At 59.7% G+C, this 21,386-nt stretch carries 15 protein-coding genes; 9 read left to right on the top strand and 6 right to left on the bottom strand.

Annotation, left to right across the window (positions count from 1 at the left end; genetic code table 11):
* Positions 1-909: 909 nt before the first annotated feature.
* The 3 genes from fabI to HV796_RS33700 all read left to right on the top strand — a co-directional run bounded on the left by fabI (position 910) and on the right by HV796_RS33700 (position 5,824).
* Entirely contained in the window at positions 910-1,671 is a 762-nt protein-coding gene (fabI, locus tag HV796_RS33710; protein WP_217478069.1) for an enoyl-ACP reductase FabI, read from the top strand.
* A gap of 111 nt (positions 1,672-1,782) precedes the next feature.
* On the top strand, positions 1,783-4,779 hold the full coding sequence (locus HV796_RS33705; RefSeq protein WP_217478065.1) for a plasma-membrane proton-efflux P-type ATPase: 2,997 nt from the start codon (positions 1,783-1,785) through the stop codon (positions 4,777-4,779).
* A 175-nt stretch (positions 4,780-4,954) separates the two neighbouring features.
* Entirely contained in the window at positions 4,955-5,824 is an 870-nt protein-coding gene (locus HV796_RS33700; RefSeq protein WP_175232227.1) for an ADP-polyphosphate phosphotransferase, read from the top strand.
* Between the two features lie 174 nt (positions 5,825-5,998).
* Here HV796_RS33700 and HV796_RS33695 read toward each other — a convergent pair whose 3' ends face one another.
* The 4 genes from HV796_RS33695 to HV796_RS33680 form a co-directional block, all read right to left on the bottom strand.
* Entirely contained in the window at positions 5,999-7,171 is a 1,173-nt protein-coding gene (locus HV796_RS33695; protein WP_175232226.1) for an acetate/propionate family kinase, read from the bottom strand.
* Between the two features lie 6 nt (positions 7,172-7,177).
* Complete coding sequence (locus HV796_RS33690; RefSeq protein ID WP_175232225.1) at positions 7,178-8,539, bottom strand: bifunctional enoyl-CoA hydratase/phosphate acetyltransferase; 1,362 nt, start codon at positions 8,537-8,539, stop codon at positions 7,178-7,180.
* Positions 8,540-8,557: 18 nt separating this feature from the next.
* The gene (locus tag HV796_RS33685) at positions 8,558-10,822 is read right to left on the bottom strand and encodes a DUF3141 domain-containing protein (protein ID WP_175232224.1); all 2,265 of its coding nucleotides are present in this window, start codon (positions 10,820-10,822) and stop codon (positions 8,558-8,560) included.
* A gap of 637 nt (positions 10,823-11,459) precedes the next feature.
* Positions 11,460-12,653 (bottom strand): DesA family fatty acid desaturase, encoded by a 1,194-nt coding sequence (locus HV796_RS33680; protein WP_175232223.1) that lies wholly within the window; start codon positions 12,651-12,653, stop codon positions 11,460-11,462.
* A gap of 585 nt (positions 12,654-13,238) precedes the next feature.
* Here HV796_RS33680 and HV796_RS33675 point away from each other — a divergent pair.
* The 3 genes from HV796_RS33675 (at position 13,239) to HV796_RS43495 (ending at position 15,430) form a co-directional block, all read left to right on the top strand.
* Positions 13,239-14,063, top strand: coding sequence for a PRC-barrel domain-containing protein (locus HV796_RS33675; protein ID WP_175232222.1), 825 nt, complete (start codon positions 13,239-13,241; stop codon positions 14,061-14,063).
* A gap of 221 nt (positions 14,064-14,284) precedes the next feature.
* Positions 14,285-15,157 carry a slipin family protein gene (locus HV796_RS33670; protein ID WP_175232237.1) on the top strand — a complete coding sequence of 291 codons (873 nt, stop codon included), beginning with the start codon at positions 14,285-14,287 and terminating at the stop codon, positions 15,155-15,157.
* 93 nt (positions 15,158-15,250) lie between these two features.
* Entirely contained in the window at positions 15,251-15,430 is a 180-nt protein-coding gene (locus HV796_RS43495) for a hypothetical protein (RefSeq protein ID WP_217478064.1), read from the top strand.
* 276 nt (positions 15,431-15,706) lie between these two features.
* Here HV796_RS43495 and HV796_RS33665 read toward each other — a convergent pair whose 3' ends face one another.
* Positions 15,707-16,771: a glycosyltransferase family 4 protein gene (locus HV796_RS33665; protein ID WP_175232221.1), complete on the bottom strand. Its 1,065-nt coding sequence runs from the start codon at positions 16,769-16,771 to the stop codon at positions 15,707-15,709.
* 854 nt (positions 16,772-17,625) lie between these two features.
* On the opposite strand from HV796_RS33665, the gene HV796_RS33660 reads away from it, so the two are divergent.
* Genes HV796_RS33660 through HV796_RS45520 form a run of 3 tightly spaced genes read left to right on the top strand, consistent with a single transcriptional unit; the run spans position 17,626 to position 20,714 of the window.
* Complete coding sequence (locus tag HV796_RS33660; protein WP_217478063.1) at positions 17,626-18,369, top strand: HAD family hydrolase; 744 nt, start codon at positions 17,626-17,628, stop codon at positions 18,367-18,369.
* Positions 18,366-20,549: a glycoside hydrolase family 65 protein gene (locus HV796_RS33655; RefSeq protein WP_175232220.1), complete on the top strand. Its 2,184-nt coding sequence runs from the start codon at positions 18,366-18,368 to the stop codon at positions 20,547-20,549. Before HV796_RS33660 ends, HV796_RS33655 begins: the two co-directional genes overlap by 4 nt.
* Before the next feature lie 33 nt (positions 20,550-20,582).
* Positions 20,583-20,714 (top strand): hypothetical protein, encoded by a 132-nt coding sequence (locus HV796_RS45520; RefSeq protein ID WP_281369932.1) that lies wholly within the window; start codon positions 20,583-20,585, stop codon positions 20,712-20,714.
* A gap of 65 nt (positions 20,715-20,779) precedes the next feature.
* Here the strand turns inward: HV796_RS45520 and HV796_RS33650 are convergent, their stop codons facing one another.
* Positions 20,780-21,253, bottom strand: a complete 474-nt coding sequence (locus HV796_RS33650; RefSeq protein WP_217478062.1) for a PRC-barrel domain-containing protein — start codon at positions 21,251-21,253, stop codon at positions 20,780-20,782.
* Between the last annotated feature and the right edge of the window lie 133 nt (positions 21,254-21,386).

Here is a 21,386-nt window from a genome sequence, read left to right as displayed (position 1 = left end):
AAGGGGCACTCATCGACCTTTGCGGGGATCAGGGCAATGCGGGTGCCGGCGCCGCAGAGCCCCGGACACGCTGTGACGCTTTCATCAGCGAAGCGACGAGCCGTCGAACCGCAAAACGGGAGTGTCGTGCATATGGAAATGTGCGTTTCGTACCGATTCGCCAGCAACTGCTTGCGCGCATTCGCATGTTTGAGGAGGGGACAGGGCGACTGCTTGCGGCTAAGGAAGGTCGCCCCGGTTCGGCGCCTGTCACAAGCTACTTATCTTTTGACAGCATCGCCGGTCATTGCACTCCCGAGATCTGAGTAGTTTCCGAGCCTGTTGCTTCCGGGCGGACGACTCTATGATTCAAAGTAACGGCTGTCAGCCGATTCGACATGTGTCAACCCGGCGTGCATATCAGGCGCGCACGCTTGTTTCGGCAGGCTGCAGTCCGGTGGCCCGCGCAATTCGACTGCTTTCGCTCGAAATACGCAACGCTCCATCACCTGTGAAGGATCCCCGAGGCGTCGGATTCGACGATGAATCTGCCCACGACTGCAAGGCTCGGGCATTCATATCTGCGTTGCGCTTTCATGCAGCGAGTGACGATATCAAAGCCCGACATGCTTTCACCCGCTGACGCGATGCAGTTGCCATTCCATCGTTATGACCGTCAGCGAAATGCAATGTAGCTCAGAGGAAACTTCATGGATACCCGTTTCAGGACCACCTCATCCGTCGATCCCGTCGTCCCAGGAAGGTCGCTCGCATCAACGACTGACGATCCGTTTTGCGCGCTCGCCCGGTTATCCGCAGCGCCCGCAGTCGCGTGACGGTGCTGGTTCTCTCCACGGACGAAGAGCAGATCATCGCGAACGAGGCTGTGTGGGTTCTGCATCAGCGGGAGGTGGCAAGATGAATTCGATCATCGATCTATCCGGCAAACGCGGGCTCGTGGTCGGCGTCGCCAATGAGCACAGCATCGCGGCGGGTTGTGCCCGGATGTTCAGATCTGCAGGCGCGGAACTCGCTGTTACGTACCTTAACGCCAAGGCCGAACCCTACGTGCGTCCGGTTGCTGATGCGCTTCAGGCACGAATCGTCCTGCCGTGCGATGTGAGCGAGCCCGGTCAACTGGAGGCGGTGTTCGAGCGCATAAGGAAAGATTGGGGGAGACTCGATTTCCTGCTTCATTCGATTGCGTTCGCGCCGGGTGATGATTTGCACGCAAGCCTGATCGACTGCTCGGCGCACGGCTTCGCGCAGGCGATGGACGTGTCCTGCCACTCATTCATCCGCATGGCAAAACTTGCGCTGCCGCTGATGACTGAAGGCGGCAGCCTGATGACGATGTCGTTTTACGGGGCCGACCGGGCGGTCGACCACTACAACGTCATGGGACCTGTCAAAGCGGCGCTCGAGTCCAGCGTGCGATATCTCGCGGTCGACCTCGCGGTGCGGCGCGTTCACGTCCATGCAATTTCTGCTGGCGCCGTAAAGACACGCGCCGCGTCCGGCATCGACCAGTTCGATGCACTGCTGGACGATGTCCGCTCGCATACGCCAGCGCAGCATCTTGTCACGATCGAGGAGATCGGACGGATCGCGGCTGTGCTGGCGAGTGACGTCGGCATGACGCTGACCGGGTCAGTCATCTATGCGGACGCCGGGTTTCACATCGTTGCTTGACTTGACGATCTGGAGTGAGCTCACGCTCGCTTTGTTCATGGATAACGGAGTCTCTGCGGTAGCCGCCACCCATGAAATGCGAGGCATCATAAAGACAGGGGAGTACACATCATGGAAGTTCACACCGGAAAGCCCAAGTCTGCGGACGCCAAGCCGGGATCGAAACCGCATGTGGCGGACGCGTTGCAGACCCTTCCCATGCCGGAAGTCGAGAAAAAATTGGGGTGGTCGCCGGATGGCCTTAGTCAAGCCGAGGCCGAAAAACGGCTGACCCAATATGGGCCTAACGAGCTTGTAGAAAAGAAGACCAATCCACTCCTGAAATTCCTCAGCTATTTCTGGGGGCCCATTCCGTGGATGATCGAAGTAGCGGTGATCCTTTCTGCGGCGGCCCGGCACTGGCCTGACTTTGGCATCATCCTGGTCCTGCTTCTGGCCAACGCAGTCGTCGGATTCTGGGAGGAGCACCAGGCGGGTAACGCGATCGACGCGCTGAAGGCTACTCTGGCGATCAAGGCCCGGGTAAGGCGCGATGGAAAGTGGACGACGCCGGCAGCGCGCGACCTGGTGCCAGGCGATGTCATCCGCCTGCGTATGGGCGACATTGTGCCGGCGGATGCGCGCCTGCTCGACGGCGACGCTGTGGAGGTCGATCAGTCTGCTCTGACGGGTGAGTCGCTACCCGCGACGCGTCAATCCGGCGAGGCGGTATTTTCCGGTTCGATCGTTCGCCAGGGTGAAATCGGTGCGCTCGTCTATGCCACGGGTGCTAACACTTACTTCGGCAAGACGGCGGAACTGGTGCAGGGAGCGGACACCCCCAGCCACTTCCAACGTGCCGTGCTGAAAATCGGCAATTACCTGATCATCCTCGCGGTGGTGATGGTGTCCGCGATTATTGCCGTCGCGATCTTTCGTGGCGACCCGATCCTCACCACCTTGCAGTTCGCTCTGGTCCTGACTGTGGCCGCGATTCCGGTGGCGATGCCGACGGTGTTGTCGGTGACGATGGCAGTCGGCGCACGCCTGCTCGCGAAGAAGAAGGCGATCGTGACCCGGCTGGTGGCGATCGAGGAACTGGCGGGGGTCGACGTGCTGTGTGCTGACAAGACCGGTACGCTGACCCAGAACAAGCTGACCTTGGGCGACCCGTTCGGCGTAAACAATATCCCCGCCGATCAGGTCATCGTTGCTGCCGCGCTGGCATCGCGCGCCGACAATAACGACACCATCGACCTTGCTGTACTCGGCGGACTGAAGGATAAAGAGGCCCTGAAAGGTTATCAGGTCGGCCACTTCCAGCCATTCGACCCGGTCCATAAGCGTACCGAGGCCGACGTCACGGGTCCTGACGGGAAGACCTTCAAGGTGTCCAAGGGCGCGCCGCAGGTGATCCTTGCGTTGGCGGCCAATGCCGGGGAAGTCAAGGCTGCCGTCGACAAGGCGGTCAATGAGTTTGCAGCGCGGGGTTTTCGCGCACTGGGCGTGGCGCGGGCCGAAGGAGACGGAAAATGGCAATTCATCGGTGTGTTGCCGCTGTTCGATCCGCCACGGGACGATGCCAGGTCAACCATCGCGACCGCGCAACAGATGGGCGTGAAGGTCAAGATGGTCACCGGCGACGCGCTCGCCATTGCCCAGGAAACGGCGAAGAAACTGGGCATGGGCGCGAATATCCTTGATGCGCGCAGTCTCGGCGAAGCGAAGGATAAGGAGACGGTGGCGGTGTCGGAATCCATCGAGAAGGCCGACGGCTTCGCCCAGGTGTTTCCGGAGCACAAGTTCCGGATTATCGATGCGCTACAAAAACGCGGTCACATCGTCGGCATGACCGGCGACGGAGTCAATGACGCTCCGGCGCTGAAGAAAGCCGATTGTGGCATCGCCGTTTCGAGCGCGACGGATGCGGCACGTGCGGCGGCGGCCATCGTACTGACCACGCCCGGCCTCTCGGTGATCATCGACGCGATCAAGGAGAGCCGGAAAATCTTCCAAAGGATGAACAGCTACGCGATGTACCGCATCGCCGAAACGCTGCGTGTGCTGCTGTTCATGACGCTCGCGATCCTGGTCTTTAACTTTTACCCGTTGACCGCGGTGATGATCGTGATGCTTGCATTGCTCAATGACGGTGCCATTCTGTCCATTGCCTACGACAACGTTCACTACAAGGACCAACCCGAGGCCTGGAACATGCGCATGGTGCTGGGGGTCGCTACGGTGCTGGGCATCGTCGGTCCCATCGCCGCGTTTGGTCTGTTTTTCCTTGGCGATCGCGTTTTTCATCTCGATCATCCGCACCTGCAGACGATGATGTATCTGATGCTGTCGGTGGCAGGGCATCTGACGATTTTCCAGACACGCACGCGCGGCCCGTTCTGGTCTATCCGTCCCGCACGGATTTTATGGACGGCCGTACTCGGCACGCAAATGGTGGCGACGCTGATTGCGGTTTACGGACTGTTCATGACGCCGCTCGGCTGGCGCTGGGCAGGTTTTGTCTGGGGCTATGCTGTTGCATGGTTCCTCTTGACCGACCCCGCGAAGCTGCTCGCCTACCGGGTACTTGATCCCGTCAAAAATGGCCACACGGCTGGCATCAAAGCCGAAGCGCAACCTGAAACTGACAAGAAAGCTGAGTCTGACGTCAAGGACGCGCCGCAGCCCGAGGCCAAGGACACATCCGAGCCCGATGCGAAGGCTTCGCCCCAGCCTGACGCGAAGGCCGCGCCCCAGCCTGACGCGAAGGCCGCGCCCCAGCCCGATGCAAGGGCCGCGCCGCAGCCCGATGCAAAGGCTACGCCGCAGCCCGATGCAAAGGCTACGCCGCAGCCCGATGCAAAAGCTACGCCGCAGCCCGATGCAAAGGCTGCGCCCCAGCCCGAATCGAAGGTCGTGCTCCAGCCTGAGACCAAAGCCGCGCCCCAGCCCGAGCGCAACATTACATCCGAACCAGAAGCCAAAACTCAAATGCCGTCCGGTCCGACGCAGCAACTCGTCAAGCGTGTTCATCAACTTTACGAGGAGCTAGGGCGCGAGGACGTTCAGGCCGTTCAGGACTGGGAGGCGGCGGAGCGAAAGCTCCCGAAAGAAGAGCCGCAGAAATGAGTCGGTGCAGACCGATTGTGAACCTCGCGCGCCGTAATACGGATTCAGGAGAGGGCGGCTTCCGGCGCACAAAGGGATGATCTCAATCACCATTTGGATACTTTGTCGCAAACGATGCTATTCAACATGAAGCGGCTTATCCAGTAACGAACGAACTATTCCCAAAGGCATGAAAATGAAAATCAATTTAAAGAATTTTTGCGCGCTGGAGGGAAGCCATATCAACCTGAAAAAATTTCCGACGACCGTTGCGCCCGTGTACAAGTCGAAAAAGGACTACAAAAGGATGCTGGAGGACCATGTGGCGCAATTGAGCGCGTTGCAGCAACTTCACTACGCCTCCAATCGCTATGCCTTGCTCCTGATCTTTCAGGCGCTGGATGCCGCAGGAAAGGACGGCGCCATCCGGCATGTGATGTCAGGCATCAATCCTCAGGGTTGCCAGGTATTCAGCTTCAAGCATCCCACCCCCACCGAGCTGGAGCATGACTTTCTCTGGCGTACCACTCGCGATCTACCTGAAAGGGGAAGGATCGGGATCTTTAATCGGTCCTACTACGAGGAGGTGCTGATCGTGCGCGTTCACCCCGAGATTCTTCGTAGCGAAGGGCTGCCTGACGCCTTGCTCGACGAGAAGGAGGTCTGGCAAGGTCGATATCGTTCGATCGTCGATATGGAGCGGCACCTCCACCGCAACGGAACCCGCATCATCAAGTTCTTCCTCCACCTTTCGAAGGATGAGCAGAGAAAGCGATTTCTGGCGCGCATTGACGAGCCCGACAAGAACTGGAAATTCAGCCTCGCGGACATTGAGGAGCGGAAATTCTGGTCCCGCTATACGACGGCGTTTGAGGAATGCATCAGTGCAACCAGCACGGCCGACTCACCCTGGTATGTCGTTCCGGCCGACGACAAGGAAAATGCTCGACTGATCGTCTCCCAGATCGTTCTGGATACGTTCGAGGGACTCAAAATGGCTTATCCGGAAGTCAGCGACGAGCGCCGACACGAACTGCTGGCGATCCGCAAACGGCTCGCAAAGTGAAGCGTTGAGTGCTGCGATGCGAACACGTAGTGGATTGCACCAGGACTGCGACTCTTGCCGTCCCTGCCGACGGTGGCATCGGCGGCGTGGGACTCGCAGGCGCCATATCTCCACTCCTCAAGACAATCGCGGAGGAAATTCAGGACCGCATGGGTCCTGTTTTCCGCGATCTCGTTAAATGAGCGCCAGCGTGTGTTGCGCGATCATCAGTTCCTCGTTGGTGGGAATCACCCAGACCGAGACGCCACTGTCCGGGGTAGAAATGCGCGGTCCACCGGAAGTGTTCGCCTGTGCATCCAGCTTCACGCCAAGCCACGCCAGTTTGCCGCACAGTGCGGCGCGCAGCGGCACGGAGTTCTCGCCGATGCCCGCGGTGAATACGAAGGCATCCAGACCGCCGAGCACAGTGGCGTAGGCGCCAGCGTACTTTGTCATCGCATAGACGAAGCTCTCTATCGCCGCGACCGCACGCGGATCCGCACTCTCCTGCAACACCCGCATGTCGCCGCTGATGCCCGACAGACCGAGCAGGCCCGAGCGTTCGTACAGCATCTTCTCAAGCGTGGCGTCGTCAAATAGCTTGCGACGCAGCAGATAGAACAGCGCGCCCGGCGGCACGTCGCCCGAGCGCGTCGCCATCGGCAGACCAGATACGCCGGCGAAACCCATCGTGGTCTCCACGCTCTTTCCGTCCAGCATGGCACACATGCTGGCGCCGCCGCCCAGATGCGCAACGATCACCCGTCGCGCCGCAGGTGCGAATTTCGGCACCTGCCGCGAGATATAGTCGTAGGAGATGCCGTGATAACCCCAGTGGCGCACGCCGGCATCTCGCACGTCCTGAGGGACCGCATAGGTCTGCGCGACTTCCGGCATCGTGCGATGGAACGACGTATCGAAGCAGGCAACCTGCGGCAGCCCCGGGAACGCCTCGGCGAAGGCGCGAGCGCCATGCACGTTGAAGGGCTGGTGCGACGGCTCCATCGCGGCCAGCGAGTCGAGATAATCCAGTACATCGCCTTCGATTCGCACCGGCGCCTCGAACCGCGTTCCGCCGAGTACCACCCGGTGGCCCGCGGCGACCACCTTCGTACCCGCCAGGTTGGCTTCGAGCCAGGCGATGATGAAAGGCAGCGCTGTCCGGTGATCGATCGCATGGCCCTCACCCCATTCATGCGCGTCCCACGGCTTGCCGGCGGCATTCTTGACGACGAAATGCGGATCGCCCTGCATGCTGTCGATCCGGCCCACGCAAAGCATGGAGAGCGCCCCTCCAGCTTCGACGGCATAGGCGGCGAACTTCAGGCTTGTCGAGCCTGCATTAAAGACGACGATGGCCCGGTTCATCGCCCGTCACTCCGCGGTTTCAGGATGCAGGACGGAAGGATCCCGCGCGATTGCTTCGGCATACAGCACGGCGGTAGCGGCCGAAAAGACACGGGCAGCCATGCTATCGGCACGGCTGGTCAGAATCACCGGTACCCGCGCGCCGACCACGAGACCCGCGGTCTGCGCATCGGCCATGAAGGCGAGGTTCTTGTAAACCATGTTGCCGGCCTCAATGTTCGGCACGATCAGGACATCGGCCAGACCTGCAACGGGCGATGCGATATGTTTGATCCGTGCCGCTTCGGCATCCACCGCGGCATCCAGGTCAAGCGGGCCGTCGACGATACCGCCAACGATCTGACGGCGGTCCGCCATTTTGGCAAGAATCGCAGCGTCAAGCGTCGCCGGCATGTCGCTACGCACCATTTCCACCGCCGCCAGCACGGCCACTTTCGGGACGTCGATCCCAAGCGCGCGAGCGAAGCCGATTGCGTTCTGGCAAATGTCACGCTTCTGCCCGGTGTCCGGTGCGATGTTCAGCGCGACATCGCTGATGACGAAGCGGCGCGCATAGGTCGGGACCGACACCATCGAACAGTGGCTGATGATTCGCCCTGTGCGCAGCCTTGCTTCCTTCTGCATGACCGCGTGCAGAAATACATTCGTGTGCAGGTTGCCCTTCATCAACGCCGCCACTTCTCCGGCACCGGCTGCCGTGGCCGCCTTAAGCGCTGAATCCTCGGCGTTGTCGGTTGCCACCATCCGGAACCTGGCTATGTCGAGGCACGCCTGATCGGCGATCTTCCGGATCTCGGCTACCGGTCCGAAAAGAACCGGCACGATCAGACCAGCCTCAGCAGCCTGCACCGCACCGGCAAGGGCATCCGCGCTGCACGGATGGACGACGGCCGTCAGCATTGGCCTGAGAGCCAGGCAGCGCTCAATCAGCTGGTCAAGCCGATGCTCTGCGACCTGGTATTGCTGTCGCACGGTTGGCGCCAGGACTTCCAGGCTCGCGGTTGCGACTATCTGCCCGGCCGCGTCCGTGCATTGACCATCCAGCACGACGGTTCCGTGATCCACGCGCTTCTCCCGCACGACGAGATGAACCGTCATCACGGAGTCGATCGGCAGTTCCCCCTTGATCTGGACAGAACTCGCCCGGATCGAAGTCCCGGGACCCGGCAGGACTGACCCGGCCAGCGAGGTCAGCATGGACGTAACGATGCCAGCAGCCGCCTGACTCCCGGACGGACCCGCGCACCTGTCCACTGCACCGAAAGCGGCAGCCCAGGCCCGCACGTCGCCGATCTGCAGCTTGCGGTGAACCGTGGCGGCATCGCCGGGAGCGATTTCATCAAATGTCTTGTTTACGATGGTCTGCATTGCTGCAACTCCAGAGAATCACGCTTGCGTCCCGATGGGGGCTTCGCCGGACGCGACAGGAGAAAGCGGCTTGCGAACCGGCGCCGCTAGCAACTGTGACAGCCGCATCAGACGCTCACTCTCCGCCAGGCAAGGAGAATCGCCCGCGTCGATGATCGCGTGCACCTGCTTCATCAGTTCCTTGCGCTCGAGCGCCGCCGGGACCAGGGAGGCAATCACTTCGACCGCACGCTCGCGCTCGAGCTGCAGAACGAAGAACTGGTCCCGCACGAGTGCCTTGAAACCGGCGAGCGGGAGATGCATGAGCTTGCGGCGCGCGACGTTCAACGCGAGCGCACACCGCTCGTCGATGCTCCGTTCGGCCGCGGTAACGTACAGCACGGCCCGGGTCAGCGCCTCATCGAATCCGCCGGTCTGCAGCTTCGCCTCATAGGCAACGGCCTGAGCCCTCCGCGCGGCCGCCTGTTCGGCTGAAATATCGGGAAGCGGTCTGAGCTCGCTGCTTTCAGTTATGCCAAGAAGTGCCTGCACGAGTGGAGACCCGTAGAAGCCAAAAAACATCTGCTCTTCGAGTTGGTCGCGCGCTACCCGATAGGCGTCGAGGCCGGCAGTGATCTGCTCCGATACCTGCGTCTGCGCGGCAAGAAACGGGTTATCCGCCGCCACGGGCTGGCGCATTGCGTTCACACTGGCTGCCATCGCCTGTACGGGCTTCATCCACGGATGACTGTCGGCGAACGCCGTGTAACTAAGCCTGAGCGGATTCAGGGCTTGAGCAAGGCTCGCCCCAGGCTGGCTGGCAAGCGCGCGCACGAAGGGCTGCATGAAGCTGCGATAGATCGAGAGGTTCAGTTCCGACAGCCGGGCCACCGCAGCGAAGGCACGATCATCCTCCGGGCTGTTGCGTCCAAGCGCGCGGATGTCATCAAACGAACGCGCCTCAAACCGGGAAATCCATTGTCCGGTGACGAAACCACTCGCAGGTACGTCAGATGGCCGCGGGGAAATAACCATCTCGTAGAGTCCGGGCGGCAGACAGTCGATGATGTCCATCATCTGTATGAACTCCTCGTCCTCCTTTGCGCCCACCTTGGCAGACACGAAGATAGCCAGATGTCCGATCTGCTGGTTCACGCAGTACACGATGGTTCGGCCCGTGGCCCGAATGTCGTCGACGTCCTGATACAGATCGAGGATCCAGCCGAGCGTCTGTGGAGGCGGGCTGATGTTGTCAGCCATCGAGGTGAACACAATGATCGGCGACGTGACACTTCGAAGGTCGAAGACCGTCCCATTGCGCGACTGAATCTGATTGCGGGCAAGCTTGTCGCCGATGAAAAGGTTGTCCACCAGAAACTGAAGCTCGTCGCCGTTTAGCTGGATGAAATCGCCCCACCACTTTTCGAACCCGAGGTAACGATCGGCATCGGTGTCGACATGCGTGTACACCTCATATTGCTTGCCCCATAGCCAGTTCGCAGGGTTCAGCATGTCGAAATTCAGGATCAATCCCGTCCCGTCTATCTTTCCGTTGCCGAGATCGCCTGTCATGGCGGTGAGCCAGCTGCCGCCGAGCAGACCGCCCGAGTAGCGCATGGGGTTCTTCCCGCGTACGCCCTGCCAGTAAGACATCGGTGAGCCCGCGACCAGGCAGGGGCCAAACAGGTCGGGCCGCAAGATGGCTACCATCAGCGTCTGATAACCGGCCTGACAGTTACCGATGGCAAACGGGCGCGGCGTGTCTGGATGGAGTGCGACGACCTTCTCAAAGAAACTCACCTGCCCTTCGACGACATCCAGGAACTGCTGGCCGGGTGCGGGCTCAGCCCCGAAGCCGATGAAGTAAACCGGATGGCCCGCGCTGAGCGCATCGCCTATCTCGCTTTCAGTTTTGAAACCACCGATGCCGGGTCCCTGGCCGGCGCGCGGATCCACCACCACGACCGGCCGTTTTTTCAGATCCGTCAGGACTCCCGGCGGGGGAAGGATGCGTGAGAGCGCGTAGTTGATTGGTCGGGGCAGCAAGCGTCCATCCATGATTACGTCATGATCGAAACTCAGCACGGTCGCCATCGGCCGCGAAGTCATCTCTACCTCTTCGTCACCCCGCCGCCGCAGCAAATCCAGAAAGAGAATACCCCGCTGACAGGCGTCAACCAAATACTCCGGCCAATCGGCGACAGGGTTGCCGGCGCTGGCAGGAGAGCGAGCCAGCGATCCGGGCGTTTGAGCGCCTTTGGGAGGTAGCGTGTTGGGAATATTCGATGAGGTCGTGTCCGGCATGGTGGTCTTTCCTTCAGTAGGGTAAGTAGCGATCAAGCTGAACGCGCGATGCCTCGAGCACTCGCACCCGCTTTGACAACCATTGGGTGACTGTGCGATCCAGCGTTGTCAGGATCAGCCTGGGGGAAAGCTGTCTGGGATTCGACCGCCTGGATCTGGATGCCCTGATGCCAATTCTGGCGCAGGGCGTTTGCCTTTTCGTGCAAGAGACGGTTTCTGCACGGCATATATTCACCGGTGTGCTCCGCCGGGGTGGGGCTAATCCGGGCGCAATGCACTGCGCCCGCAAACCACGTATTGCGGACCGGAGGTGTAGGCAAATCTGCGGCACGAAAATCGTGCGCCGGACTGGGTAGGCTTTGGCTGAATGCTTTCCTTCCCCCGATATAAATGGGTAGGACCGTCGATGATCGAAAGCATGCGTCCGTCTGTCCAGACAGAGTATCGCGCGCGTCGAAGCGGGAGTCTGTACGGTAGCTGGCAATTCAGGTACCGATCTTTACCGTCCACAATCGGATGCGGACTTAATGTGAGAACGGCGTAAATTGTGTCGCCGGTTCGAGACCCGGTACCCACACCGCTTGCCGTGAGATCGGTACGGCACGATTTCCGGCCGCACAGGCACCGACCCTATCCGTCAGGCATGCTGGCGAAGTCTCAACGAAAACGCCTCAAGCGTTTTGCTGCCGCTCACTTCCGCACGACGACACCAGTCCTGCAACTGGAGAAGCAACTGCTCGCGCGAAAGATTCGATCGCTCCCACATCGCCAGGAGTTCGTCGCGCAACTCGACGTAGGGACGAAGCCCCGGGTTGCGCCCGTCCAGTCCTGCTGATTTCAGTTGAGGGGAACTGCCTGGCCACGCGTGTTCGCCGCGAAGCCATGCTCGGGCACTTCGTATAAGGCGCGCTTTCTCCCGCCGGGTGATGCACTCCTTTCGCCCAATCTCTTGCCGGTACGCCCGTTCGGCTGCCCGGGCATAGTTGGCCATCACCTCATAGCGGTTGCGTAGTACTGCCTGCAGCGTAGCGTCATCGAGTATTGTCTTGCCCTTGACCAGATGCGGTGCCGCCGCCTTTCTTATTGTGGCGAGACCTAGCGCGTGCAGTACGCGAATGTACATCCAGCCGAGGTCAAGCTCGTACCACTTCCTGGACAGTCTGGCGGAGGTAGCGTAGGCGTGGTGGTTGTTATGAAGCTCTTCTCCGCCGATCAGAATTCCGAACGGAATAATATTCATACTCGCATCCGCCGTACCGAAGTTTCGGTATCCGCGAAAATGGCCGATGCCGTTGACTACGCCGCCTGCCCAGAACGGAATCCACATCATCTGGATGGCCCATACCGAAATGCCGACGATACCGAACATCGCAACGTCGATCACGATCAGCAGGCTTACGCCAAGGCTCGGGTATTTCGCATAGAGGTTCCATTCGATCCAGTCGTTTGGTGTGCCGTGGCCGAATTTGCGCAGTGTTTCTTCATTGCTGGCTTCCAGGCGATAAAGTTCGGCACCCCCGAGCAGGACCTTCCAGATGCCATGGGTCTGCGGGCTATGCGGGTCTTCAGCGGTCTCGCACTTGGCGTGATGCTTGCGGTGGACTGCGGCCCAATGACCGGTCACCATCCCCGTGGTCATCCACAGCCAGAAGCGGAAAAAGTGGGCAACCGCCGGGTGAAGTTCAAGCGCGCGATGTGCCTGACAACGATGAAGGTACACCGTGACGCTGATAATCGTGACATGGGTCAATATCAGCGTGACCAGCACAATCTGCCACCACGCAAGATAGAGCAGGCCGTTTGAAAGAAATGCCAGTGAAAGACGAAACATGTTGACCCTCTTTCTACGGAAAACGTTGACCGTATCCGGGTGAGCCAAGGCAGCTATACCTACTGCACATAGGGGCAGCAGGCGACTGCGATTTTCCGTGCCGCCAGGGCTGCGGGCCGGCCCGACTGCCAGAAATCGAAAGACGCAAGAACGAGCGCGTTAAGAAGAAAAAACGTCAGCGGGTTCATGTCTACCATCTGGTCATTGAGGACTTCGGCCATAACGTGCTGTAAGCCGGAAGCGAGTTGGCCCTCTCGTCAATCGAGTGAGGGCGGACCGATTACACGATGCACGCATGTGCCGGATATGTCGGTACGGTCCCGTACCTGCCTGTAAAGCATCCCAGCCGGTACAGGGTCTATCGGCGTGCAAGCAGGCGCGCGATTGGGACCTCCTTGCCTGCTAGCGTACCGAGTTGATCGCTCAGTTCGTGTAGTGTCGTTGAGAAAGATCGTTCGTCTGCCTGCCGGATGGGACGCGGCAGACCACCGCGATAGCCATGCCGACCAGCGACATTGCCCGGAAGAGGCGACCGTGCATCATCGACGGTGCGGGGAGGCTGGAAACACATTCGGAGTAGAGGACATGTTGCGAAGCATAGAGAGTCTTCACGGGTGCGCTGTTGTCGCGCGCGACGGTGAAATGGGAACCGTCGATCAGGCCTTATTTGATGATGAGGCGTGGGGCGTTCGCTATCTCGTGGTCGACACGGGAACCTGGATGAGTAAGCGACAGGTATTGATATCACCGTATTCAATCCGGCATTCAGATCCGGGTTCGGGTACCGTGCAGGTGGACCTCACGCGGCAACAGGTCAGAGACAGCCCGGATATCGATACGCATAAATCGGTGTCGCGCCAGTATGAAACCAGCCACCTCCTTTACTACGGCTATCCGAGGTACTGGGGCAGCGCGAATTTATGGGGGATGGACGCCTATCCCGCGTTCCCCGGCTCGACGGGCGCGCCACGTTTTGACCCGGAGGCACCGGTGAACCCCGAGCCCCATGCAGATGAATCACCTGCGGATGTTCGTCTGCGCAGTACCGATGCGGTAAAGGGGTGTCACATCGACGCCGTGGATGGCAGCATTGGCCACGTTTCCGGTTTCATTTTCGACGATGTCGCGTGGGTTATCCGCTACCTGATCGTCGATACGCGAAACTGGTGGCCAGGCGGGAAGGAAGTCCTGCTTGCAACGCAATGGATCAACCATACCAACTGGTTCGACTCCACCGTTTCAACAGAACTCAGCCGCGAAGCGATCAGGAATAGTCCCGAGTACGATGACGCTGTGCCGCTTGGTCGAAGTTACGAACGAACGCTTCACGGATTCTATCGAAAGGAAACGTACTGGTCCAAGGATGATACGGAATCGCTGCTGGCACACATCGGCGAAACCGCCCCTTAGGTCGAGGTGAGGCGGATACGCCCACCTCGAATGAGTGTCGCAGGAGGGGCGTGTGTCGCGAGACCGGTACGGCAGCGTACCGACCTCTATCGCCGTTGCGCGTACCGTATTGGTTGATACTCTGAGTTTCCGCTTTCAGGGTTCACACGACGGCCGCGCGCGAGATGATCAAACCCGATTGTTCGCATCAACGTCCTCCTGCTCTACGAGGCACCATCACCATGAATCCGATCACACTACTTCTTTCTGTCATCTTCATGTTGGCAGCCGTCGCGGCGGCAGCATTTGTAAACATATATCTGGCCATCGCCCTCTTTGCCATTGCAATCTTCGTCACGATGTCCGTGAAGGTTGCCGACGTCTGGCAAAAATTCGTCATCCTGCGGGTTGGCAAACTGCAGAGCGTAAAGGGCGCGGGGTTCTTCATGATCATCCCTGTTCTGGACAACGTCGTTGCCATCATTGACGAACGTATCCAGACGACCGCCTTCAACGCAGAGCACGCGCTGACCAAGGATACGGTACCGGTCAATGTCGACGCGATCATCTTCTGGCATGTGTGCGACGCGCAAAAGGCTGCGCTGGCCATCACCGACTATCGTCAGGCGATCGATCGCGTGGCGCAGACCACGTTACGCGAACTGATCGGGTCTTCGATGCTGTCGACACTACTTTCGGATCGAACCGCAGCGGACGCACATCTGCGCGACGAGATCGGAGGGAAGACAGCGGCGTGGGGCATCGCGGTTGGTTCGGTGGAAATTCGCGACGTTGCGATTCCGGAAGCGCTGCAGGACGCAATGTCCCGTCAGGCGCAGGCCGAGCGTGAAAAGCAGGCTCGCGTGATTCTGGGATCGGCGGAAGCCGCGATCGCCTGCAATTTCGTTGAAGCGGCGCGGGTCTACGAAAGTCAGCCGGGTGCGCTGCAACTGCGCGCGATGAACATCATTTACGAAACAACCAAGGAGCGCGGCGCGACGATCCTGATGCCGACTTCGATGGTCGACAGTCTGAATCCCGCGCTGGCCGTGGCGATTGCCGGACATGAACTGCCCGGGACGCTTGCGGTGGCGCCGTTCAAGACGGCGGCGTAGACCGGTTGCGGCACAGAATAACGATGCGCGGGATCGCGGTCACATCGTGTGCCGGGGCGAGTCTTATTACCACTCTGTATCAAGGAGGTCTGTATGAAACATATCAACTTCCTGGCGGCGCAGCGCGCATGCCTCAAGCTTGTTGTGTCGTTACTCGACCGCAAGGTACGGAATATCACACTGCCGATGGGGCGCGTTGGGCCGTCGCGGACAATGGCGTTTGCATTCGCGCCGGCCTGCAATCAGCGGCGCACGAGTGTGACCGGAAGGTAGCCGGGGCGCGCGTGGCGCAAATGTGGCCGCCGCGCTGCTGCATTCACGGATAAAAGGCCGCGTATGGCAATGGCAAAATTCATCAGACTCAAAGGGACTTCGACCTGTGACTGTGACGCTGAACGAGCAGGTGCACAAGTGCTGCCGTCTTAACTTGCAGTTAACGACCGACGCAGTCGCATCACGTCTTCCTGACTAGAAGTTCTCCAGCCCTTGAAGGGGTGGGATCCAACGCCAGTGCCAGTTGCTGGGAAGGCGGTTCCGGTCGCCTGCGACTCACCCCGCAGCGGCACGTCGTAAAACCGGGTGCTTTACCCCCTGAAGCAGGGTCTCAAAAACGTCGACGTAGTTCTGCGCCATCATCTTCGCACTGAATCGGCGTTCGAACTGCGCGCGGATCTCAGTGCGCGACAGTTCATCGATACGTCGCACCGCACAAACCGCCCCATGTACGTCTTCGCAGATGTAGCCAGTCACGCCGTGATCAATGACTTCAGGCACAGAGCCACGATTGAACGCGATCACGGGTGTACCGCAGGCCATGGCTTCAATCATTACCAGGCCAAACGGTTCCGACCAGTCGATCGGAAAAAGCAGCGCCCGGGCCCCCGACAGAAACCACGGCTTCTGCGCTTCTGTGATTTCGCCGACAAACTCGATGTTAGGCAGGTACAGAAGCGGTTCGATCGTGGTCTTGAAGTACGCGTGATCGGCCTTGTCCACTTTGGCAGCGATCTTTAATGGAAGACCGCTTTCTGTCGCGATCTTGATGGTTGCTTCGATGCCCTTTTCTGGGCAGATGCGTCCCAAGAAAGCCAGGTATTCCGGCTCTTTCCGGCGGATAGGGACCAGCATGTTTTCCGGCAGACCGTGATAAATCGTGTTGAGCCAGTTTGCCTGCGGCATGGGCAAGCGTTGCGAATTGGAGATCGAAATGACCGGTGCCTTAGGGAACGCGCTGAACACCGCTTGTAGTTCCGGCAGGTCGAGGCGGCCATGAAGCGTTGTCACGAAAGGTACATCTAATTGGGAGAACAGCGAGAACGGCAGATAGTCGAGGTGGCTATGGAGTACATCGAACTCGTGGGCGATCCGGCGTACCCTTTCCAGTAGGACCATATGCGGTGCGATCGCGTCGCGGATCGACGGGTCGAGCCGCAAGGCATGTGGCCATATTGCTTCGAGCGTGGCCTTCGTGTGCGAGTCCCCGCTTGCGAACAGGGTCACTTCATGTCCCAGGTCGACAAGTGCGTCGGTGAGATAGGAAACCACGCGCTCGGTGCCACCGTAAAACTGGGGAGGAACGGCCTCGTGCAATGGCGCGATCTGTGCGATTCTCATTGGTAACTCTCCCTGGGAAATCAGTATCTAAGACGATGCGCTTTGCTAGCGGGAAGTTCATGTTTGTCCAGGGCAGCGCTTACGTGACGGTCTTCCCACGGTCCGGCAGGTAGCGCTCAGCCGCACACGGGCCGTTGACCTGACGTTCGCGAAGGATTCGACATGACCTCGAAGACTGTGAGCAGTTCGCGGTGTAAAACAAAGGCAACGCGTTGTGTAACCAACGGTTGTCGCGCCCTTTGCTGATCGAGACGAAGCTCGGCGTGAAGCCAGATTTATTCACGTCTGCCTCCTATATCCATTGGTCGTCGAACCAATATGACGGGGGATTTTGCTTTACCTGACGATCCCACCTATCAGACAGGACGTCTGTACGGTAGCGGTCAAGCGCTTCCAGCAGACAGGATTGTCGCCCTTCATATGAACACCAGGATCTGAGTAGTTTCCGAGCCTACCGTTCTGGTCTTCATGTTAGTAATCTGGCAGATATGTAGAAGCATCTGAGAGAAGCCACATGGACGGCGAGACGTAGGTGGCGCTACTTTGTTGCGAGATAGGTCAATTCACGCCAGGTTGCTTCTGATCCTGCCTTGGTAAACCTTTCGGTGGATAGATGCCCTGGATCCCGTTACGCGATTCGAACCCCTATTGGCATGGCATGGCATGGCATCGGATCGGACGTCGCCGAATCGAAGAAGATTGGCTCACGTTGTAACCATGTCGACCCGAAGGCTTTCATGGAGCGCTGATATGCGATTAGCTGGGTACAAGCTTTCCCATCCCATCGAACTGGCGATCGCCCTGGAACTGGGCGAACGGGGTCTCTCGATCTGTGTCCACAAAGGGTCCGGACCATGAACTCACGCGAATCTCTGATGTCTGGATCAGATATTGCCCAGACCCTGTCGGCGGTAATCTTCGACGTTGATGGCGTTCTCCTCGCCTCACCACACGAGCGCGCGTGGCGCGAAGCGCTCGATGGCTTCGGCGACGAAGCACGCTTTACGACGGCGATGTATCAGTCACAGGTAGCGGGTAAGCCGCGCCTGAGCGGGGCATTGGCAGCGCTACTGGCGTTGGGCGTGCCCAATGCGGAACAACGCGCTCCGGCCTATGCCGAGCACAAGCAGAAACGTCTTGAGAGACTGATCGACGCAGGCGCGGTAGCAGCATTCCCTGACGCAATACGGTTCGTCAAGGCCGTGCGGACGCTCGGGTGGCCTATCGCCGTGGCTTCGTCGTCGAAGAACGCCAACGGAATGATGAAGCGCATTCGCCTGGACGCCGGACACTCCCTGTTTGATGTGTTCAGGGCCAATGTCTGCGGCCGCGATTTGCGGCAGGGCAAGCCGAACCCGGAGATTTTCCTGCTTGCTGCAGCGGAGTTACCGGAAGCACCGGAAAACTGTTTCGTGGTCGAAGATGCACCGGCCGGTATCGAAGCCGCCTGTGCTGGCGGAATGGCGTCGGTCGGTGTGGCACGGCATGCCGATGCTGATCTGCTTTGGGCAGCGGGGGCAACGCTCGTCGTGACCAGCCTCGACGAGGTCGCTATCGATCAGTTGTCGAAGGGCCGGCTGTGCCGGCAACAGCCATGACCGGGCCGCAGAGCGTAGATAATGCGCTGACGCCGACCAACGACCGCGATTGGATCATCGAGGAGGGCGGCTACGATCCGCTACGTGAAGCGAGCCGGGGGGCACGCTTCGCCATCAGCAACGGCTTTCTCGGCGTGCGAGGTGCGAGGGCGCTACACCGCGGTGGGCGATGGGTTGACACTTCGCGTACCCTGGTCGCCGGGCTGTTCGATACGCCCGATGACGAACGAGCCATACCGGGACTGGTCGCTACGCCCGACTGGCTACAGGTGCGGATATCGCTACAAGGTGAACCGCTCGTGCACCGGCCCGGCGACGGAGAGTCGCAGCGGCGAATCCTGGACATGAGGCGGGGTACGCTCATCACCGAGGACCGTCTCTCGAATGCATCCGACGTGGGCGTCAGGCTACGAAGTCTGCACATCGTCTCGCTCGACCAACGCACTATCGGCTTGCAACTCCTCCAATTGGAGATCGAGCAGGAAGAGGTCGAGGTCACGCTCAAGGCGTCCCTCGAAGGCCTCGACATCGGTCTTGTATCCGAGCGGGTCGAGCCCGGCCTCGCTGTATGGCACACGATTTCTACCGCCAGGCGCCTGGCTATCGCCGTCGGATTGACTCTGCAGATAGACGGACAGGATATCCCTGCCACCCGGACAGGTCCTTTCCACTGGTCATGGAGCTGGAAATCGCAACGCGGACAAGTCGGTTCACTGCAGCGCCTGGTCGCGATAACGCGCGGCGATACCGAAGACGCCGACCCCGGGCGGCAAGCACTGGACGCGCTTTGCGTCGTGCGGAAGCCAGGCTGGCCCGGCGTGATGGCCGCGCACGAGAGAGCGTGGATAGCCCGTTGGGACGGCAGCGACGTCGAGGTCGAGGGCGATCCGGCAGCGCAGCAGGCGTTGCGGTTTGCGCTCTACCACCTGAACGGCGCGGCCAACCCCGCCGACGAGAGCGTCTCGATCGCAGCGCGGGCCTTGACCGGCGACGACTATCGCGGGCATGTGTTCTGGGACACCGAAATTTACCTGCTTCCGTTCTACATCCTGACCTGGCCGGAAGCGGCGCGGGCGCTGCTCATGTATCGCTTTCGCACGCTTGATGGCGCTCGGGAGAAGGCGCTCGGAATGGGCTGGAGAGGGGCGCTTTATGCGTGGGAATCGGCCGATACCGGCGCCGAGACCTCACCATCGAAGGTAATCGGCCCGGACCGCAAGGTTGTCAACGTGAGGTGCGGCAAACAGGAGCAGCACATCAGCGCGGATGTCGCCTACGCGGTCTGGCAATACTGGCAGGGTACCGGCGACGAGATCTTTCTCCGCGACGCCGGCGCGGAGATTTTGCTGGAGACAGCTCGTTTCTGGTCAAGCCGTGCACAGGTGGATACGGACGGGCACTGCCACATCCGCGGTGTCATTGGCCCCGATGAATATCACGAGTCGATCAACGACAGTGCCTTTACTAACGTCATGGCACGTTGGAACATCCTGCGCGCGCTCGACGTAGTCGGGTTGTTGCGAGAGCGTTGGCCGCAAACCTGGGAAAGGCTCTCTGGTCGCCTCGGCCTGGACGATGGCGAACTCAAGCAATGGCGGAGCGTTGCCGACACGATCGTGACGGGGTTTGATCCATCGACTGGACTTTTCGAACAATTTGCAGGTTTTTTTGCGCTGGAGTACATCGATCTTGGCGACTACCTCGGCCGTTCGGTACCCATGGACGTCGTGCTAGGCCGGGACCGAACGCAAAAGTCCCAGGTCGTCAAGCAGGCGGACGTCGTGGCGCTGCTAGCGCTTCTTCCAGACGAGTTTCCGGACGACTCGGGAGCGAAGAATTTCGACTACTACGCTGAGCGTTGCGGTCACGGCAGTTCGTTGAGCCGGGCCATACACGGAATCGTTGCTGGCAGGCTGGGCCGAACTGAACTCGCGCTGGATTATTTCAAGGGAACATCGGCTATTGATCTTGAAGATAGCCAGGCTTCCATTGACGGTGGAGTGCATATTGCGGGTTTGGGCGGGATATGGCTGATGGCGGTATTCGGCTTTGCCGGTCTATCGCTACACAGCGACCACCTCGCGTTGGACCCTAGATTGCCATCGGGCTGGAAGACACTTGCCTTCAGCGTGCAGTGGCGCAGCCGAAAACTCAAGATCAGGCTTGTGCAAGCTACATGAGGCGTTGAGGCGATACTAGAAGGGGGAGAACCGATGCAACTTGTCGTCGGTGGCAAGGCATTCGATCTAACCCGTTCTGAAACGCTCCGGGTCTCCGTAGACCCCAAACGCTACGACTCGCCGGACACCAATCCGAAGCCCAGCAAGCTGGAGGTGGATGCTTGATGACGTCAACAGGCGGGAAATCCGGGGCGCGGAATTCCCGCGCCCCACCGATCATTTTGCAATGGTCAGTTCGACAAGTTTGCCTTCCAGTAGCTGTCCACCTTTTGACTCTGCTGCTCGAAATCGCCGTGCGCAGAGAACTGGTTTTCCTTTACCTCCGGGGCCGCGTCCATTTTTGCTTTGGTCGTGTCGAGTACCAGCATGGTGACGCCCGCGGTCGCCTTGAAGTCCGCCCAGGGTACTGGGACATATTTCTCATCGATTCCGAACAGCCCACCTCGCCCGATCACCAGATAGCTGATCTTGCCTGTCTGGGGACTTAGTACGATGTCGTTGATGTTGCCACGATCCTCACGCTGCGGGCTGACCACGCTTGCGCCAATCAACTCGGCAGACCGGAAGGACTTGCTGTCACTGGTGACTGGCTGGGCGCTGGCGAGTTGATGGATCCGCCAATTCGCCACATCGCCTGTCGAGCCATGCCCGTGGCCCAGATCTGCCGCGTAGCCTTTATAGATAGCGCGGCTCGCCGTGAGCAACGACTCACAAGCCTGTTGCTGAGTAAGCAACTCGTGGCGGCCAGCCTTGAATGAACAGGCGTGACACGCCAAAGTGATTCCCACCATTTTTTGTAGCGGGAATCACTTTGGCACCAGAAGAAGAGCAGATATC

The sequence above is a fragment of the Paraburkholderia humisilvae genome (assembly GCF_902859855.1).
Taxonomy (GTDB): domain Bacteria; phylum Pseudomonadota; class Gammaproteobacteria; order Burkholderiales; family Burkholderiaceae; genus Paraburkholderia; species Paraburkholderia humisilvae.
This window is presented reverse-complemented; position numbering and strand designations above follow the sequence as displayed.

Excerpts from the sequence above, each read along its gene's own strand:
- HV796_RS45520 (WP_281369932.1), top strand. The coding sequence starts at position 20,583 with ATGCAACTTGTCGTCGGTGGCAAGGCATTCGATCTAACCCGTTCTGAA.
- HV796_RS33670 (WP_175232237.1), top strand. The coding sequence starts at position 14,285 with ATGAATCCGATCACACTACTTCTTTCTGTCATCTTCATGTTGGCAGCC.
- HV796_RS33705 (WP_217478065.1), top strand. The coding sequence starts at position 1,783 with ATGGAAGTTCACACCGGAAAGCCCAAGTCTGCGGACGCCAAGCCGGGA.
- HV796_RS33655 (WP_175232220.1), top strand. The coding sequence starts at position 18,366 with ATGACCGGGCCGCAGAGCGTAGATAATGCGCTGACGCCGACCAACGAC.
- HV796_RS33660 (WP_217478063.1), top strand. The coding sequence starts at position 17,626 with ATGAACTCACGCGAATCTCTGATGTCTGGATCAGATATTGCCCAGACC.
- HV796_RS33695 (WP_175232226.1), bottom strand. The coding sequence starts at position 7,171 with ATGAACCGGGCCATCGTCGTCTTTAATGCAGGCTCGACAAGCCTGAAG.
- HV796_RS33700 (WP_175232227.1), top strand. The coding sequence starts at position 4,955 with ATGAAAATCAATTTAAAGAATTTTTGCGCGCTGGAGGGAAGCCATATC.
- HV796_RS33675 (WP_175232222.1), top strand. The coding sequence starts at position 13,239 with ATGTTGCGAAGCATAGAGAGTCTTCACGGGTGCGCTGTTGTCGCGCGC.
- HV796_RS33690 (WP_175232225.1), bottom strand. The coding sequence starts at position 8,539 with ATGCAGACCATCGTAAACAAGACATTTGATGAAATCGCTCCCGGCGAT.
- HV796_RS33680 (WP_175232223.1), bottom strand. The coding sequence starts at position 12,653 with ATGTTTCGTCTTTCACTGGCATTTCTTTCAAACGGCCTGCTCTATCTT.
- HV796_RS43495 (WP_217478064.1), top strand. The coding sequence starts at position 15,251 with ATGAAACATATCAACTTCCTGGCGGCGCAGCGCGCATGCCTCAAGCTT.
- HV796_RS33665 (WP_175232221.1), bottom strand. The coding sequence starts at position 16,771 with ATGAGAATCGCACAGATCGCGCCATTGCACGAGGCCGTTCCTCCCCAG.
- HV796_RS33685 (WP_175232224.1), bottom strand. The coding sequence starts at position 10,822 with ATGCCGGACACGACCTCATCGAATATTCCCAACACGCTACCTCCCAAA.